Genomic DNA, 15,319 nt, shown 5'->3' on the forward strand with positions numbered 1-15,319 from the left:
GGCGACGGTGGCCGGGCCGGGGTGGGTGCCGTCCAGGGTACGGGTGGTTCTTGTGGTGGCGGCAACAGGCGTGTTTCGGGGAGGTGACGTCAGCTTTGTCGGGGTGACGTCAGCGACACGGCACCCCGGCGGTTGTTCTGGGTGCTCGGGGGGTGTCCGCCCGTGGCCGCCCTCCTGGCCCGGGGGCGGGCGGCCGGGTCTCGATAAGGAGGCCGCTCGCCCGTCGGCGCGGGTCCCTCCTCAGTCGCTCTTCGCACCGCTCCGGGCCGCTTGCACGGCCCGGCTCAGCAGCGTCCCGGCCCGGGCCACCGTCTGTCCCAGGATCTGTGGGTCCGGTGTCAGTTCCGTCATCAGCGCGTCGATGCCGTCGAGTCCCGCACGCTCGACGAGTCCCTTCTCGTTGGTGACCCACTCCCCCCGTGCCGCCAGCACCGCGTGGGCCGTCTGGGTCGCGGCGAGGGCGATCGCGCCGGCGACCTGGGTGAGGGCGCCCCTGGGGGCGTGGCCGGCCTCGGCGTAGGCGAGGGTGGCCGTGGCCGCGTCGTGCCAGCGGTCGGGGGCGGTGGCACGCAGGGCCTCGGGATAGGCGGGGCGGGGCAGGTCCCCGTGCAGCACCTTGTTGATCGCCAGTTCCGCGACCACCAGATAGGTGGGGATGCCGGCCAGGTGGAACATCAGCGGCTCGATGCCGAAGCGGCCCGCCTGTGCCTGGGCCGTCTCGTGCTCGACCACGTCGAGGTCGCGGTAGTGCAGGTCGACGCGGCGTCCGTCGATCGTCAGCCAGGCGCCGCCGTTGAAGACGCCGCCGCCCCAGGCGCCGATCCCGAAGACCTCCCCCGGCCAGCCGAGGGCGCGGAGACCGTCCGGGTCGAAGGTGCCCCGGTAGTAGACCGCCAGATCCCAGTCGCTGTCGGGCCGGTGAGTGCCCCGGGCCCGGGAGCCGCCGAGGGTGACCGCCCGGACGGCGGGCAGCGCGGCGAGCCGGGCGACGGTCGTGTCGAGGAAGGCCTGGTCCGTGAGGGAGGGCACTGCTGCGGGCTCCTGACGGTGGGGCGGGCGGTCGCCCGGAAGCCTAGGCGGCCGGGGCGGGAGGTGCGAGGGAAAATCGGGTGCGGCGGCGGGCGCGGAAGCGGACGATCAGGAGGTTGTCCGCCTGCCGTACCAGGAGTTCACGTGATCCAGCGCGTCACCGTGCCCGGTCTGTTCCCGCCGCCCGCCTACTCGCACGCCTCCGTCGTCGAGGCCGGGACGAAGCTCGCCTTCCTGGCCGGGTCCGTCCCGCTCGACGAGGAGGGGAAGCTGGTGGGTGAAGGCGATCCGGTCCGCCAGGCGGAGCGGGTGATCGCCAACCTCACCGAGCAGTTGCGTGCCGTCGGCAGCGGTCTGGAGCACGTCGTCTCCACCGACGTGCATGTCGTGAGCGACGAGAGCGCCGTCCTGGCCGCCGTCTGGGAGGTGGTCGAGGCGTCCGGTCTCAGTGCCGGACCGCACTCCTCGACGCTGATCGGGGTCAGCTGTCTCGGCTACACGGGCCAGCTGGTGGAGATCACGGCGACGGCCGTCGTACCGGAACCGGCACGGCCGTGACCGGCGCGGACACGTCGGCGCCGGTCCGGTTGCGGCGGGCGACGGATGCCGATGCCCGGGCCGCGGCCGACGTCTGGCTGCGCTCCTTCACCGCCGCCCTGCCGGCCGTGGTCCGGCCCCGCGCCGACGACGAGGTGCGCGACTACTTCCGGCACGTGCTGGTGCCCCGGTGCGAGACCTGGGTGGCCCAGGCCGCGGACGGCGGGGTCGTCGGGGTGATGGTGCTGGAGGACGACGAGCTCGCGCAGCTGTATCTCGCCCCCGAGTGGCGTGGGCGAGGGATCGGGGACCGGTTCGTCGCGCTGGCCAAGGAGCGCTGTCCGGGCGGGCTGTGGCTGTGGACGTTCCAGGTGAACACGCCCGCGCACCGCTTCTACGAACGGCACGGCTTCAGAGCCGTCGAGTGGACGGACGGCGCCCGGAACGAGGAGCGGGAACCCGACGTGCGGTACGTGTGGCAGCCGTAGGAGGACCGGTCGAGGCCCGGGCCCGTCCGTGGGCCCGGGGTCTCTGTGGAGCACCGGTGCCGGTTTGCCGTGCGGGTTTCCGGAGGTCTCCCGGTACACGTGGTTGTCGTCGCCGACGCCGAGCATGCCGTGGCCGTACGGTTCGGTCTCCGGATACAGGCCCATCGCGGCGCCGTACCGTCGTCCGCCCGGGCCGCTCACTCCTGATGTGCCGTGGGCAGTCCCGCCGTTCGGGCGGCCGTGCGCAGGACGTCCCGCAGCATCTCGGGGGTGAGCCGGCCGGTGAAGGTGTTGCGCTGGCTGACGTGGAAGCAGCCGAAGAGGTCCAGGCCGGGCCCGCCGGGGGCGGGCAGCGTCACATGGGCGCCGTGCGCGAAGGCGGGGCGGGGGCGGGGCACCGTCCACCCCGCCGCGGCGAACGCCGGCAACGCGGCCTGCCAGCCGAAGGCGCCGAGGACGACCACGGCGCGCAACGCCGGCCGCAGCAGCCCCAGCTCCTGGACGAGCCAGGGGCGGCAGGTGTCGCGCTCGGCGGGGGTGGGTTTGTTGGCGGGCGGGGCGCAGTGCACCGGTGAGGTGATGCGTACGCCGTACAGCTCCAGGCCGTCGTCGGCGCTGACCGCGGTGGGCTGCGACGCGAGGCCCACGTCGTACAGCGCCCGGTACAGCACGTCACCGGAGCGGTCGCCGGTGAACATCCGGCCGGTGCGGTTGCCGCCGTGGGCGGCGGGGGCGAGTCCGAGGATCAGCAGGCGCGCGTCCGGCGGTCCGAAGCCCGGCACCGGGCGGCCCCAGTACGTCCAGTCGGCGAACGCCGCCCGCTTGGTACGGGCCACCTCTTCCCGCCAGGCGACCAGCCGCGGACAGGCCCGGCACCCTGCGATCCGCGCGTCGAGTTCGAGGAGGCCGTCGGTGTCCATGTCTCCCACCGTAAGACCCTCGGCACCTCGGGGATCATCCGCCCGATATCCGGTCCCGGCGGGCCGGGACGTGCGGTTAAGGTCGGGGCATGGCTTCCGAGCATGACGAAGGCAGAGTCGGCGGCGGGGACGACGGCGGAGCCGGCGCCGCGCAGGACACCGCCGGGACGGAGACCGCCGGCCCCGTGGCGGACCCCGCGACGGCCGCCGCGGTCGCCGCCGCCGAGGCGGCCGGGCCGCAGAACGGCGAGAGTGTCCGCGTCGACAGCTGGATCTGGGCCGTCCGTCTGATCAAGACCCGTTCCCTTGGTGCGACCGCCTGCCGTGGCGGCCACGTCCGGGTGAACGGCGAGCGGGTCAAGCCCGCGTACTCCCTGCGCGTCGGCGACGAGGTACGGCTGCGGCACGAGGGCCGGGAACGCGTCGTCGTCGTGAAGCGGCTCATCCGCAAGCGGGTCGGTGCTCCCGTCGCCGTCCAGTGCTACATCGACAACTCCCCGCCGCCCCCGCCCCGCGAGGCCGTCGCACCGGCCGGCATCCGTGACCGCGGCGCCGGCCGCCCGACCAAGCGCGACCGGCGCGAGCTGGAACGCCTGCGCGGCCTGGAGGGCCCTGGCCGTCCGGCCGGCCGCTGAGACGCGGCACGTCCCCGGCTCCGGGACGCCCGGGGCCGGAGCACCGGGGCCAGGGACGTGCCCGGTCCACCGGCCTGTGCCGGCAGGTCAGGCACGCTTGCCGAGCAGCCGGAGCAGCTCCGCGTTGTGCTCCCGGCGGGCCCGGGCGACGAGCAGCAACGGCACCATCAGGATGAGCGGCGTCGCCGCGTTCTCGCCGTCGAAGTGGGTAAGCTGTACGACGAACGCGCCCGCCATCAGCGCGCTGAGCGCCGTCGCCGCCACCGACTGCAGCACCGGCACCAGCAGGGCGACCGCACCGGCCAGCTCCAGGACGCCTATGGCGTACATGCCGGCGTGGCCCCAGCCCAACTCGTCGAAGATCCCGGCAGCCGACGTGTGCCCGATCAGCTTGGGCAGCGCGCTCGCGACGGCGAAGAACAGGGCGACGACCACCTGCACCACGCGCAGGGCGGTCCTGGCACCACGCCCGCGGGCCGACGCGCCGGCGGCCGCCGAGGGGGCGGGGGCGGCGGGGTCGATGCGAGTCGTGGAGGTGGCGGTCTCGGGCATGGGATCTCCTGGGCTGGACGGTCCGTGCTGCTGTCGGGGGGTAGACCGCCCCGCGCCCCGGAACTCATCGGCCCACGGGAACCGCTCGCACCCATGTCCCGTCCTCGGTGAGATACCGGTCGACTCCCAGTCCCGCCTCCGCCAACGCCTCCTCGAACTGTTCCCTGGACAACGGCCGCGCCCGGAACGTCTGCGTCCAGACGGCGTCGGGGAACTCGTACTCCACGTGCACCGAGTTGACGCCGTCGCCGACCGGGTCGGCCGAGACGATCCGGACGGTGAAGCCGCCGGGATCGACGCGTTGCCGCGGCACGTCGGTGTGGTAGTCCTCGCCCTCCCGCTGGATCACCACGCAGCCGTCCTGCGCGACATGCCTGGCGCAGGTGCTCAGCAGCCCTCTTCTCACCTCCGTGTCCGCGGTGTGGACGAGGAAGGACGCCAGCAGCACCACGTCGAACGTCTCGTCCAGGTCCAGGTCTTCGATCGGGCCGCATATCGTCCGCGCCCCGCTCACGTGGGCCAGCATCTCGGCGGACTCGTCGACCGCCGTGACGGAGAAGCCCCGTTCCACCAGCGGCCGGGTCATCCGGCCCACCCCGCTGCCCAGCTCCAGGATGCGGGCGCCCGCGGGCACGGCCGCGGTGACGATGTCCGGCTCGGCTCCGACGGGCAGCCGCAGGTAGAGCTCGACCGCACAGCCGTCCGGGGTGATGGCTCCGGGCCCCGTCCCCTGGTGTCCTTCTCGCTTCTTCGGCTCCATGCCCGTCCAACGGGCGTCTCCCGCACAGCCGTTCCCCTCCCCGTCTGGTTCACCCGACCGAGTGAAAGGCCGACGGCTGCCGCGTCGGGGGCCCGTGACACCCGGCACGTCGTTCGCCCCGTCTTCGCGGGGGTACGCGTTCAACAGGAGTGGTCACGTCATGCGTACGGGCAGTGAACCGGCGACCGCCCGCAGTGCTCTGCGGGCGCGCTTCTGGCTGAGTCTGTGGGGAGTGGCGTGGGCGGTCTTCGGAACGGCCGCCTTCGCGCTCACCGGGCGGCCCGGCTGGGCCACGGCGTGCGGAGTGCTGTGGCTGGTCGCCACGGTCGATCTGACCGTGGTCCTGCGGCACCTCCGCCAGGGACCGCACTACCAGCCGGGCCCGGACGTCCCGCCGTACCGGCCGCCGGACACCCGCCCCCGGAACGGCCCTTCCGCTTCCCCTCCCCGTGGTCCGGGGAAGCCCGGCGATCCGTGATCCTCAGGAGCCGCGGGATCGCAGGTCCGGGCAGGTCCGGGCACCGCCGGGTACGGGACGCTGACGACCACGGGCCGGGGACAGCGGCAGCGGTGTCCCCGGGGATCAGCCGTCGAACCGCGCCTGCTGCAGATACTCGGGATTCGGGTCCAGGGCGGCGGCCAGGCGGAAGTGGCGTCGCGCCTGGTCGGGGCAGCCCCGGCGCTCGTAGGTGCGGGCCAGCGCGAAATGCGCGAACGCGTTGTCGGGCTCGCGCTCCAGGACGATCGTGAACTCCAGCTCGGCCGGTCTGAGCTGCGCCGCCGCGAAGAAGGCCCGGGCGCGCAGCAACCGCGCCGCGGTGTTCTCGGGGTGCGCCGCGATGACTGCGTCGAGAAGCTTCACCGCGCCCCGTGGGTCCCGCGCGGCGAGCAGTTGCTCGGCGGCACGGAAGTCGATGACGTCCGTCTCGGGAGTCCGTCCGGTCGGACCGCTGATCTCGGGCACGGCTGAGTCCTTCCCTCGCTGGCAGCACTCAACGCCCGCGCGGGCGGCGCTATTCCAGGGGGAGAGGGGCCCGGCCGTCCGGGCCGGACCGACTCAGCCGGCCCCGTGTGCCCGGCGGGTCAGCTCCGCCCACACCTCGTTCACGCGGCGCCGGAGCTCGTCCAGCGGTACGTCGTTGCCGATGACGATGTCGGCGATCTCCCGGCGTTGCTCCCGCGTCGCCTGGGCGGCCATGCGGGCGCGTGCGTCCTGCTCGGTCATGCCGCGCAACCGCATCAGCCGGTCGAGCTGGGTCGCGGGGTCGGCGTCGACGACGATCACCACGTCGTACAACGGCGCCAGGCCGTTCTCGGTGAGCAGCGGGACGTCGTGGACGACGACGGCGTCCTCGGCGGCGGCCTGCTCGAGTTCGCGGGAGCGGGCGCCGACCAAGGGGTGCACGATGGCGTTGAGCGCGGCCAGTTTCTGCGGATCGGCGAACACGATCGAGCCCAGTTTCGGCCGGTCGAGGCTGCCGTCGGCGGTGAGGATCTCCTCGCCGAACGCCTCCACGACCGCCGTGAGCCCCGGTGTCCCCGGCGCGACGACCTCGCGAGCGATGCGGTCCGCGTCGATCAGTACGGCGCCGCACTCGACGAGCAGCCGCGACACCTCGCTCTTGCCGGCGCCGATCCCGCCGGTCAGGCCCACTGTCAGCATGAGCGGAAGCTTAGGGCCTGCCGGTGACGGCACCTCGGACGGGGCGCCGCCGGACGTCAGCCCTCGCCCTCGCGCTCCGCCAGGAACCGCTCGAACTCGCGGCCGATCTCGTCCGCCGACGGGATCTCGACGGGCTCGGCGAGCATGTTGCCCCGGGACTCGGCGCCCGCGGCAGCGTCGTACTGGTGCTCCAGGCCCTGGACGAGGGCGGTGAGTTCCTCGTCGCCCTCCCGGACCTGCCGCTCGATCTCGGTCTGGGTGCGGTGGGCGTCGGTGCGCAGGGAGTGCGCGACGCCGGGCAGCACCAGTCCGGTCGCCGACGTGATGACCTCCAGGACCGTCAGCGCCGCGTCCGGGTAGGGGGAGCGGGCGACGTAGTGGGGCACGTGCGCGGCGACGCCCAGGACCTCGTGGCCGGCCTGCATGAGCCGGTACTCGACGAGCGCCTCGGCGCTGCCGGGGACCTGCGCCTCCTCGAAGGGGCTGCGGTGGCCCGGGACGAGGTCGGTGCGGTTGCCGTGCGGGGTGATGCCGACGGGGCGGGTGTGCGGGACGCCCATCGGGATGCCGTGGAAGTTCACCGCGAGGCGGACACCGAGCCGCTCGACGATCTGCGTCACGGCGGCGGCGAAGCGCTCCCACTCGACGTCCGGCTCGGGGCCGGACAGCAGCAGGAAGGGCGCTCCGGTGGCGTCCTGGACGAGGCGCACCTCGAGGGTGGGTTCCTCGTAGGCGGTCCAGGTGTCGCGCTTGAAGGTCAGCAGCGGGCGGCGGGCCCGGTAGTCCACGAGGCGGTCGTGGTCGAAGCGGGCGACGACCTGGTGGGGCAGCGAGTCGAGCACCTGCTCGACGATCTGGTCGCCGGTCTCGCCGGCGTCGATGTATCCGTCGAAGTGGTAGAGCATGACCAGTCCGGCCGACTCCTGGGCGAGTGCCATGTCGACGACGGCCAGGCCCTTCGGCTCCCACGTGTACAAATCCTGCGGATCAAGCACAGTGACCGCTCCCCTCCTGGTTGTCCGTACGTCATAACGCCCCTGCGGGGGCGGGCATTCCCGGAGCGGGGCACTGTGATCTTGACGGCGCGGGCGGTGTCGGGGCAACGCCGAGGGGCCGTACCCCGGAAGGTACGGCCCCTCAGTGTCAACGGTCAGGCCTCAGCGGCCCCGCGTTTCAGCTCTGGCCGCCGGCCAGCTTCTCGCGGAGCGCGGCGAGCGCCTCGTCCGACGCGAGGGCGCCGGAGGTGTCGCCACCCTCGGAGGAGTACGAGCCGCCGCCACCGGACGCGGCCGGGGCCGCGCTCGCGGTGTCGCCACCCTCGGCAGCGGCCTTCTCGTCCGCCTCGCGGGACTTGATGACCTGCGCCTGGTGCTGCTCGAAGCGGGCCTGCGCCTCGGCGTACTGGCGCTCCCACTCCTCGCGCTGCTTCTCGTAGCCCTCGAGCCAGTCGTTGGTCTCGGGGTCGAAGCCCTCGGGGTAGATGTAGTTGCCCTGGTCGTCGTAGGACGCGGCCATGCCGTACAGGGTCGGGTCGAACTCGACCGCCGACGGGTCGGCACCGAAGGCCTCGTTGGCCTGCTTCAGCGAGAGGCTGATGCGGCGGCGCTCGAGGTCGATGTCGATGACCTTGACGAAGATCTCGTCGTTGACCTGGACGACCTGCTCCGGGATCTCCACGTGGCGCTCGGCCAGCTCGGAGATGTGGACCAGACCCTCGATGCCCTCGTCCACGCGGACGAACGCACCGAACGGAACCAGCTTCGTGACCTTGCCGGGCACGACCTGGCCGATCTGGTGGGTGCGGGCGAACTGCTGCCACGGGTCTTCCTGGGTCGCCTTCAGCGACAGGGAGACACGCTCGCGGTCCATGTCGACGTCGAGGACCTCGACGGTGACCTCCTGGCCCACCTCGACGACCTCGGACGGGTGGTCGATGTGCTTCCAGGACAGCTCGGAGACGTGGACCAGACCGTCGACGCCACCCAGGTCCACGAAGGCACCGAAGTTGACGATCGAGGAGACGACGCCGGAACGGACCTGACCCTTCTGGAGGGTGGTGAGGAACGTCTGGCGGACCTCGGACTGGGTCTGCTCCAGCCAGGCACGGCGGGACAGGACCACGTTGTTGCGGTTCTTGTCCAGCTCGATGATCTTGGCCTCGAGCTCCTTGCCGACGTACGGCTGGAGGTCGCGGACACGGCGCATCTCGACCAGGGAGGCCGGGAGGAAGCCGCGGAGGCCGATGTCGAGGATGAGACCACCCTTGACGACCTCGATGACGGTACCGGTGACGATCCCGTCCTCTTCCTTGATCTTCTCGATGGTGCCCCAGGCACGCTCGTACTGGGCGCGCTTCTTCGAGAGGATCAGGCGGCCTTCCTTGTCCTCCTTCTGGAGGACGAGGGCCTCGATCTCGTCACCGACGGCGACGACCTCGTTGGGGTCGACGTCGTGCTTGATCGAGAGCTCGCGGCTCGGGATAACGCCTTCGGTCTTGTAACCGATGTCGAGCAGGACCTCGTCCCGGTCGACCTTCACGATGACGCCGTCGACGATGTCGCCGTCGTTGAAGTACTTGATCGTCTCGTCGATCGCGGCGAGGAAAGCTTCCTCGTTACCGATGTCGTTGACCGCAACCTGCGGGGTGGTGGCGGTGGTCTCGGTGCTGCTCGTCATGTGGGAAAGGGCTCCGGTACGGACATTGAGTCGTAGGTACTGCTTACGCCGGGAGCCCGTTTCGCTCTGCAGAAGCCGGACAGCCAAGTAAGCGTCACCGAAAACACTGGCGACGCCTCGAGAACCGAGGGGACATACAACAGATGCGAGCGCGACCTGCTACGTCTGAGGTGCGCAGGCCCGCAGCGCAACTTGTAGCATACGGGGACGGCCGGGCCCGGTCAATGCGCGAAGCCGCACACCCGGGGCGGATCGTCACATATCCGGCACAAGAGCCGTCCCCCGAGGCCACGCGGAGCCCGTGCCGCCCCGCGTGCGACGCCCGGGGCGGGCCGCCCGGAAGAGCCGCAGACTAGTACGAGGGAGCCGGTCATCCAAGAGCCCGTAGTGTCCGCAGCGGAAGAGACCGAGCCCGAGGCCACCCGGCGTGCCGCCGGTGTCACGGAGAGCGTCCGCGCCAACCGTGGCTGGTGGGACCGGAACGCGGACGAGTACCAGACCGAGCACGGCACCTTCCTCGGCGACGACCGCTTCGTGTGGTGCCCCGAGGGCCTGGACGAGGTGGAGGCCGAGCTGCTCGGTCCGACGGAGGAGCTGAAGGGCAAGGACGTCCTGGAGATCGGTGCCGGCGCCGCGCAGTGCGCCCGCTGGCTGGCCGGCCAGGGCGCGCGTCCGGTGGCTCTGGACCTGTCCCACCGCCAGCTCCAGCACGCGTTGCGCATCGGTTCAGCCTTCCCGCTGGTCTGCGCCGACGCGGCCGTGCTGCCCTTCGCGGACGGTTCCTTCGACCTGGCCTGCTCGGCGTACGGGGCGCTGCCGTTCGTCGCCGACCCGCGGCTGGTGCTGCGGGAGGTGCGCCGGGTGCTGCGGCCCGGGGGCCGTTTCGTCTTCTCCGTGACACATCCGCTGCGCTGGGCGTTCCCGGACGAGCCGGGACCCGAGGGGCTGTCGGTGTCCGCCTCCTACTTCGACCGCACGCCGTACGTGGAGCAGGACGACGAGGGTGTCGCGGTGTACGTCGAGCACCACCGGACGCTCGGCGACCGGGTCAGGGACGTCGTCTCGTCGGGGTTCCGGCTGGTGGACCTGGTGGAGCCGGAGTGGCCCGACTGGAACACCTCGGAGTGGGGCGGCTGGTCGCCGCTGCGCGGGCATCTCATCCCCGGGACGGCGATCTTCGTGTGCGAGCGCGACTGACCGACTGCCGCGGGGCGCACGCGTGGCGGGCGTTCCGCCGGGCGCACGCGCGTGAAGCGCGGTTCCGCCGCCGTACGACACTGGGGGCGTGATCCGTTACGACGCTCTGGAAGCCCTGCCCGTACGCGGTGCGCTGCCCGCGCTGCACGACGCCCTGGAGGGGCACGGCACCGCGGTGCTGGTCGCGCCGCCCGGCACCGGCAAGACGACGCTGGTGCCGCTCGCGCTGGCCGGGCTGCTGGGCGAGGGGCCGGCGCGACGGGTGGTCGTGGCCGAGCCGCGGCGGATCGCGGCGCGGGCGGCGGCCCGGCGGATGGCGTGGCTGCTCGGTGAGCGGCCCGGCGCGAGCGTCGGGTTCACCGTGCGCGGTGAGCGGGTGGCCGGGCAGGACACGCGCGTGGAGGTCGTCACGACCGGGGTGCTGCTGCAGCGGCTGCAGCGGGACCAGGAGCTGACGGGTGTCGACGCGGTGGTGCTGGACGAGTGCCACGAGCGGCATCTGGACGCGGACACGACGGCAGCGTTCCTGTGGGACGTGCGGACGGCGCTGCGGCCGGAGCTGCGGCTGGTGGCCGCCTCGGCGACGACCGACGCGGAGGGCTGGTCCCGGCTGCTCGGCGACGCGCCGGTCGTCGAGGCGCAGGGCGTGTCGTACCCCGTGGAGGTGGTGTGGGCGCCGCCGGCCCGGCCGGTGCGGCCGCCGCACGGGACGTGGGTGGATCCGGTGCTGCTCGCGCATGCGGCGTCGGTGGTGCGGCGGGCGCTGGCGGAGCGGGACGGGGACGTGCTGTGTTTCCTGCCGGGCGTCGGGGAGATCGCCCGGGTGGCGGGGCAGCTGTCCGGGCTCGGCGACGTCGAGGTGCTGCAGGTGCACGGGCGGGCGCCGGCGGCCGTGCAGGACGCGGTGCTGTCGCCCGGGACGCGGCGCCGGGTGGTGCTGGCGACCTCGGTGGCGGAGTCGTCGCTGACGGTGCCGGGTGTGCGGGTCGTCGTGGACGCGGGGCTGGCGCGCGAACCCCGGGTGGACCACGCGCGCGGGCTGAGCGCGCTGACCACGGTGCGTGCCTCGCGGGCGGCGGCGCGGCAGCGGGCCGGGCGCGCGGGACGTGAGGCTCCGGGCACGGTCTACCGCTGCTGGTCGGAGGCGGAGGACGCGCGGCTGCCGGCCTTCCCGTCACCGGAGATCAAGGTGGCCGATCTGACGGCGTTCGCGCTGCAGGCGGCGTGCTGGGGCGATCCGGACGCCTCCGGACTGGCGCTGCTGGATCCGCCGCCGGGCGGGGCGATGGCGGCGGCGCGGTCGGTGCTGACGGCCGTGGGCGCGGTGGACGCGGACGGGCGGGCCACGGAGCGGGGCGTACGGCTGTCGCGGCTGGGTGTGCATCCCCGGCTGGGGCGTGCGCTGCTCGACGCGGGCGCCTCGATGGCGTCGGACGCCTCGGAGGCGGTGGCGGAGGTGGTCGCGCTGCTGGGCGAGGAGCCGCCGCGGGAGTACGGGGACGATCTGGCGTCCGCGCTGCGCGCCGCCCGGCGCGGGGGCGACGCGTACGGGGCACGGTGGCGGTCCGAGGCACGGCGGCTGCGGGCCGCGGCGACGGCCCCCGGCGGACGGGGCGCCGGGGGTACGGAGGGCGCTGTGCCACGGTCTGGGGATACCGGCGGCACGGAGGGTGCCGGGGCGCGGCCGGACGGTTCCGGTGGTGCGGAAGGTGCCGGGGCGCGGCCGGGTGGTCCCGGTGGGCGGGCGGAAGCGGCCGGGGCGGGCGTCCACCTGCCCGGTGGGCGGGTGGCGGAAGTCGCCGGGGACACGCTGACCGGGCTGGTGGCGGCGCTGGCGTTCCCCGAGCGGGTGGCCAGGAAGGACGGGGGGTCGTACCTGATGGCCTCCGGTACGCGGGCGGAGCTGTCGGAGGGGTCCGCGCTGCGCGGGGCGCCGTGGATCGCCGTCGCCGTGGCCGACCGGCCGGTGGGCAGGGGGCACGCGCGCGTGCGGCTCGGTGCGGGCATCGACGAGGCGACGGCCCGGCTCGCGGCGGGCGCGCTGCTCACGGAGCGGGACGAGGTGCGCTGGGCCGACGGCGACGTGGTGGCCCGGCGGGTGGAACGGCTGGGGGCCGTCGAGCTGTCGGTGGGGCCGCCGGCCGACGCCGCTCCCGGCCTCGTGCGGGAGGCGCTGCTGGAGGGGCTGCGGCAGGAGGGGTTCGGGCTGCTGCGCTGGTCGGACGATGCCCGGGTGCTGCGGCAGCGGCTCGCGTTCCTGCGGCTGCGCCTCGGTGATCCGTGGCCGGACGTCTCGGACGAGGCGCTGCACGCGCGCGTGGACGAGTGGCTGGAGCCGGAGCTCGGCCGGGCCCGGCGGCGGGCCGACCTGGCGCGGATCGACGCCGGGCAGGCGCTGGCGCGGCTGCTGCCCTGGGCTTCGGGCGAGGCGGCGCGGCTGGACGAACTGGCGCCGGAGCGGATCACCGTGCCCAGCGGCTCCAGGATCCGTGTCGACTACGGCGATCCCGCCCGGCCCGTGCTCGCGGTGAAGCTGCAGGAGATGTTCGGGCTCCAGCGGTCGCCCGAGATCGCCGGGGTGCCGCTCCTGGTCCATCTCCTGTCCCCCGCCGGCCGTCCGGCCGCGGTCACGGCCGACCTGGCCTCCTTCTGGAAGGACGGCTACAAGGGCGTACGGGCGGAGCTGCGCGGCCGGTATCCGAAGCATCCGTGGCCCGAGGACCCGGCCTCGGCGGAGCCGACGCGGCACACCAAGGCCCGGTTCGGGCGGGAGTCCGCGTCCGGGGCGTGAACGGTTTCCGCCGGACCGCGCCAGGGCGGCGCGGTCCGGCGGGTGCTCATGCCGTGGGCTCGGCGGAGGGGCTCGGCGAGGCGTCGGAGGGCGCGCCGGTGGACGGGCTCGGCGAGGGTTCCGCCGCCGCCACCTCGAGCGGGATCTCGAGCGTGGCACCGCCCGCGGTGGTCAGACGCAGGACGAACGTGCCGGTGGTGTCGTCGGCGTACAGCTTCGGCAGCGTGAGCAGGCCGTCGGCGTCGGTCCTCAGGCCGCTCAGGATGCGGACGGCCTTGCCGTCGGCGTCCTTGAAGTAGGGGCCCTTGCCGCTCCCGGCCGGACCGGCGAGCGCGGCGGTGACGGCGACCCTGTCCGCGGCGGCGCCCTTGTACGTGGCCTTCACCCCGATGCGGCCGGCGAACTCGCCGCCCGGGACGCAGGTGAGCGCGCCGCCGCCGGTGCGGGTGAGGGCGTCGGCGACACGCTCGGTGACGGTGGCCCGGTAGTCGAGGGCGGTGCCCGGCCGGCCGACGACGACGGCCCGGACGGTGAACGTGCCGGTCTTCTCCCCCGCGCGCAGCGCGGGCGCCGTGGCGACGCCGGTGCCGTCGGTGAGGACGGTGGCGACCTTGTCGCCGCCGGCGAAGGTGGCGTCCGTGTCGCCGGTGATCGTGAAGCGGACGCGGACCTTGGCGACGGCCTCGCCGTCCTCGGTCTCGGCCCGGGCGCTGATCCTCTTGGTGAAGGTGTCGCCCGCCCTGGCGGTGAGGCCGGGGGCGCCGGCGTTCTCCAGGTGGTCCACCGTGTCGGTGGGGGTGGGAGACGGTGACGGCGACGGTGTCCCCGGGCGGGGCGGCGGCTCGGGGCTCGGGGAGCCGGTGGCGGGCGGTGCCGGCTCGGTGGGGGTGGTGGGTGTGCCGGGGCTCGGTGACGTCGTGCCGGGGGCCGTGGGTCCGGTGGACGGGCTGCCGGTGCCGGCCCCGGGCCTCGGGGTCGGGCGGGACCGGGCGGGGTCGTCGCTGCGGCCCACCGGCAGCGAGCCGGTGCCGTCCGGGACCTCGTGCGTGCCCTTGCGGTAGTACTCCAGCCAGGACAGCACCGTGCGCAGGTAGTCCTGCGAGTTGTTGTAGCTGAGGATCGCGCGGTGGAGGTCGGCCTGGACGGACAGGTCCCAGCCGTTGCGGCACAGGTAGTGGCCGGCGGCGAGGGCGGCGTCGTAGATGTTGTTGGGGTCCTTCTTGCCGTCGCCGTTGCCGTCGCGGGCCGCCCAGGCCCAGGTGGACGGGATGAACTGCATGGGGCCGACGGCGTTGTCGTAGCTGCTGTTGCCGTCGTGGACGCCGCCGTCGGTGTCCCTGATGAGCGCGAAACCGTTGCCGTCGAGCTGCGGTCCGATGATCCGGCCGATGGTGGTGCCGTTCGCGTCGACACGGCCGCCGCGGGCCTGGCCGGACTCCACCTTGCCGATGGCGGCGAGGAGCTGCCACGGGAGGTTGCAGCCAGGCTTGGCCTCGCGCAGCGCCGACTCGGCCTTCTTGTAGGCGTCGAGGACGGTGGCGGGGATGCCCGCCTCGGCGGGGCCCCGGGAGACGGGGGTGCCGACGACGGGGGTGTTCGTGGGTGCGGGGCTCGGGCTGTTGAGCGGCGGAAGGTCCGTGTAGTACGGCGAGTTGCCGGTGGCGCTGTCGCCGGCGGGTGCGGTGGGCGACGGCGTGCTGTCGGCGGTGGTCCGCCTGCCGTCGTCGCCGACCGTCACCTCGGGAGCCTTGGACGCGGACAGTGCCGCGACCGCGACCGCGGCAACGGTGGTGGTGACCGCCGCCTTGCGGAGCCTTCTGTCGAACTGAGCCGCCATGGAGTGACCCCTCCCGTGGACGCCCGCGCGTCCGTCTCCGTCGTCCGTCTCCGCCTGTCCTCGGCCGCAGTGCCCGCGCGCTGCACCCGCCCCGGTGCGACGGCCGGCCCGGGCCGGAGACCGCACCGCAACTTTCCGAGCACGATGTTCGTCTGTTCGACCAGTGCGGTGCCGCAGGTGACCCTACGGCAACTTGCTTTGCACGGGCACCCATTCGTGCCCGATATTCACCAG

15 protein-coding genes are annotated in these 15,319 nt (G+C 73.7%); 6 read left to right on the forward strand and 9 right to left on the reverse strand.

Going from position 1 to position 15,319, the window contains the following annotated elements:
* Nucleotides 1-240 precede the first annotated feature (240 nt).
* Nucleotides 241-1,029, reverse strand: a complete 789-nt coding sequence (locus tag ACFYOJ_RS06190) for a nucleotidyltransferase domain-containing protein (protein WP_356551967.1) — start codon at nt 1,027-1,029, stop codon at nt 241-243.
* A gap of 144 nt (nt 1,030-1,173) precedes the next feature.
* On the opposite strand from ACFYOJ_RS06190, the gene ACFYOJ_RS06195 reads away from it, so the two are divergent.
* Both ACFYOJ_RS06195 and ACFYOJ_RS06200 read left to right on the forward strand, forming a co-directional pair.
* The gene (locus tag ACFYOJ_RS06195) at nt 1,174-1,587 is read left to right on the forward strand and encodes a RidA family protein (RefSeq protein WP_356551969.1); all 414 of its coding nucleotides are present in this window, start codon (nt 1,174-1,176) and stop codon (nt 1,585-1,587) included.
* On the forward strand, nt 1,584-2,054 hold the full coding sequence (locus ACFYOJ_RS06200) for a GNAT family N-acetyltransferase (protein WP_356551971.1): 471 nt from the start codon (nt 1,584-1,586) through the stop codon (nt 2,052-2,054). Before ACFYOJ_RS06195 ends, ACFYOJ_RS06200 begins: the two co-directional genes overlap by 4 nt.
* Before the next feature lie 197 nt (nt 2,055-2,251).
* Here the strand turns inward: ACFYOJ_RS06200 and ACFYOJ_RS06205 are convergent, their stop codons facing one another.
* Entirely contained in the window at nt 2,252-2,974 is a 723-nt protein-coding gene (locus ACFYOJ_RS06205) for a uracil-DNA glycosylase (RefSeq protein WP_356551973.1), read from the reverse strand.
* An 89-nt stretch (nt 2,975-3,063) separates the two neighbouring features.
* On the opposite strand from ACFYOJ_RS06205, the gene ACFYOJ_RS06210 reads away from it, so the two are divergent.
* Nucleotides 3,064-3,609, forward strand: a complete 546-nt coding sequence (locus ACFYOJ_RS06210) for an RNA-binding S4 domain-containing protein (RefSeq protein ID WP_356551975.1) — start codon at nt 3,064-3,066, stop codon at nt 3,607-3,609.
* Between the two features lie 87 nt (nt 3,610-3,696).
* Here ACFYOJ_RS06210 and ACFYOJ_RS06215 read toward each other — a convergent pair whose 3' ends face one another.
* Both ACFYOJ_RS06215 and ACFYOJ_RS06220 read right to left on the reverse strand, forming a co-directional pair.
* On the reverse strand, nt 3,697-4,161 hold the full coding sequence (locus tag ACFYOJ_RS06215) for a DoxX family protein (protein ID WP_356551976.1): 465 nt from the start codon (nt 4,159-4,161) through the stop codon (nt 3,697-3,699).
* Between the two features lie 64 nt (nt 4,162-4,225).
* Nucleotides 4,226-4,921: a class I SAM-dependent methyltransferase gene (locus tag ACFYOJ_RS06220; protein WP_356551978.1), complete on the reverse strand. Its 696-nt coding sequence runs from the start codon at nt 4,919-4,921 to the stop codon at nt 4,226-4,228.
* Between the two features lie 160 nt (nt 4,922-5,081).
* Here ACFYOJ_RS06220 and ACFYOJ_RS06225 point away from each other — a divergent pair, with 160 nt between their 5' ends.
* Complete coding sequence (locus ACFYOJ_RS06225; RefSeq protein WP_356551980.1) at nt 5,082-5,399, forward strand: DUF6343 family protein; 318 nt, start codon at nt 5,082-5,084, stop codon at nt 5,397-5,399.
* A 105-nt stretch (nt 5,400-5,504) separates the two neighbouring features.
* On the opposite strand, the gene ACFYOJ_RS06230 is transcribed toward ACFYOJ_RS06225, so the two are convergent.
* From ACFYOJ_RS06230 to rpsA, 4 genes are all read right to left on the reverse strand, one after another.
* Entirely contained in the window at nt 5,505-5,885 is a 381-nt protein-coding gene (locus ACFYOJ_RS06230; RefSeq protein ID WP_356551982.1) for a tetratricopeptide repeat protein, read from the reverse strand.
* 93 nt (nt 5,886-5,978) lie between these two features.
* Complete coding sequence (gene coaE, locus ACFYOJ_RS06235) at nt 5,979-6,584, reverse strand: dephospho-CoA kinase (RefSeq protein WP_356551984.1); 606 nt, start codon at nt 6,582-6,584, stop codon at nt 5,979-5,981.
* Nucleotides 6,585-6,640: 56 nt separating this feature from the next.
* Complete coding sequence (locus tag ACFYOJ_RS06240; protein ID WP_356551985.1) at nt 6,641-7,579, reverse strand: PAC2 family protein; 939 nt, start codon at nt 7,577-7,579, stop codon at nt 6,641-6,643.
* A gap of 178 nt (nt 7,580-7,757) precedes the next feature.
* Nucleotides 7,758-9,260: a 30S ribosomal protein S1 gene (rpsA, locus tag ACFYOJ_RS06245; RefSeq protein ID WP_356551987.1), complete on the reverse strand. Its 1,503-nt coding sequence runs from the start codon at nt 9,258-9,260 to the stop codon at nt 7,758-7,760.
* A 387-nt stretch (nt 9,261-9,647) separates the two neighbouring features.
* Here rpsA and ACFYOJ_RS06250 point away from each other — a divergent pair, with 387 nt between their 5' ends.
* A complete protein-coding gene (locus tag ACFYOJ_RS06250) occupies nt 9,648-10,457 on the forward strand; it encodes a class I SAM-dependent methyltransferase (protein WP_356551989.1) in 810 nt (269 codons plus the stop codon).
* 88 nt (nt 10,458-10,545) lie between these two features.
* Nucleotides 10,546-13,248 carry an ATP-dependent helicase C-terminal domain-containing protein gene (locus ACFYOJ_RS06255; protein ID WP_356551990.1) on the forward strand — a complete coding sequence of 901 codons (2,703 nt, stop codon included), beginning with the start codon at nt 10,546-10,548 and terminating at the stop codon, nt 13,246-13,248.
* Between the two features lie 46 nt (nt 13,249-13,294).
* Here the strand turns inward: ACFYOJ_RS06255 and ACFYOJ_RS06260 are convergent, their stop codons facing one another.
* Complete coding sequence (locus ACFYOJ_RS06260; protein WP_356551992.1) at nt 13,295-15,085, reverse strand: lytic transglycosylase domain-containing protein; 1,791 nt, start codon at nt 15,083-15,085, stop codon at nt 13,295-13,297.
* Between the last annotated feature and the right edge of the window lie 234 nt (nt 15,086-15,319).

The sequence above is a fragment of the Streptomyces sp. NPDC006384 genome (assembly GCF_042870695.1).
Lineage (GTDB): Bacteria > Actinomycetota > Actinomycetes > Streptomycetales > Streptomycetaceae > Streptomyces.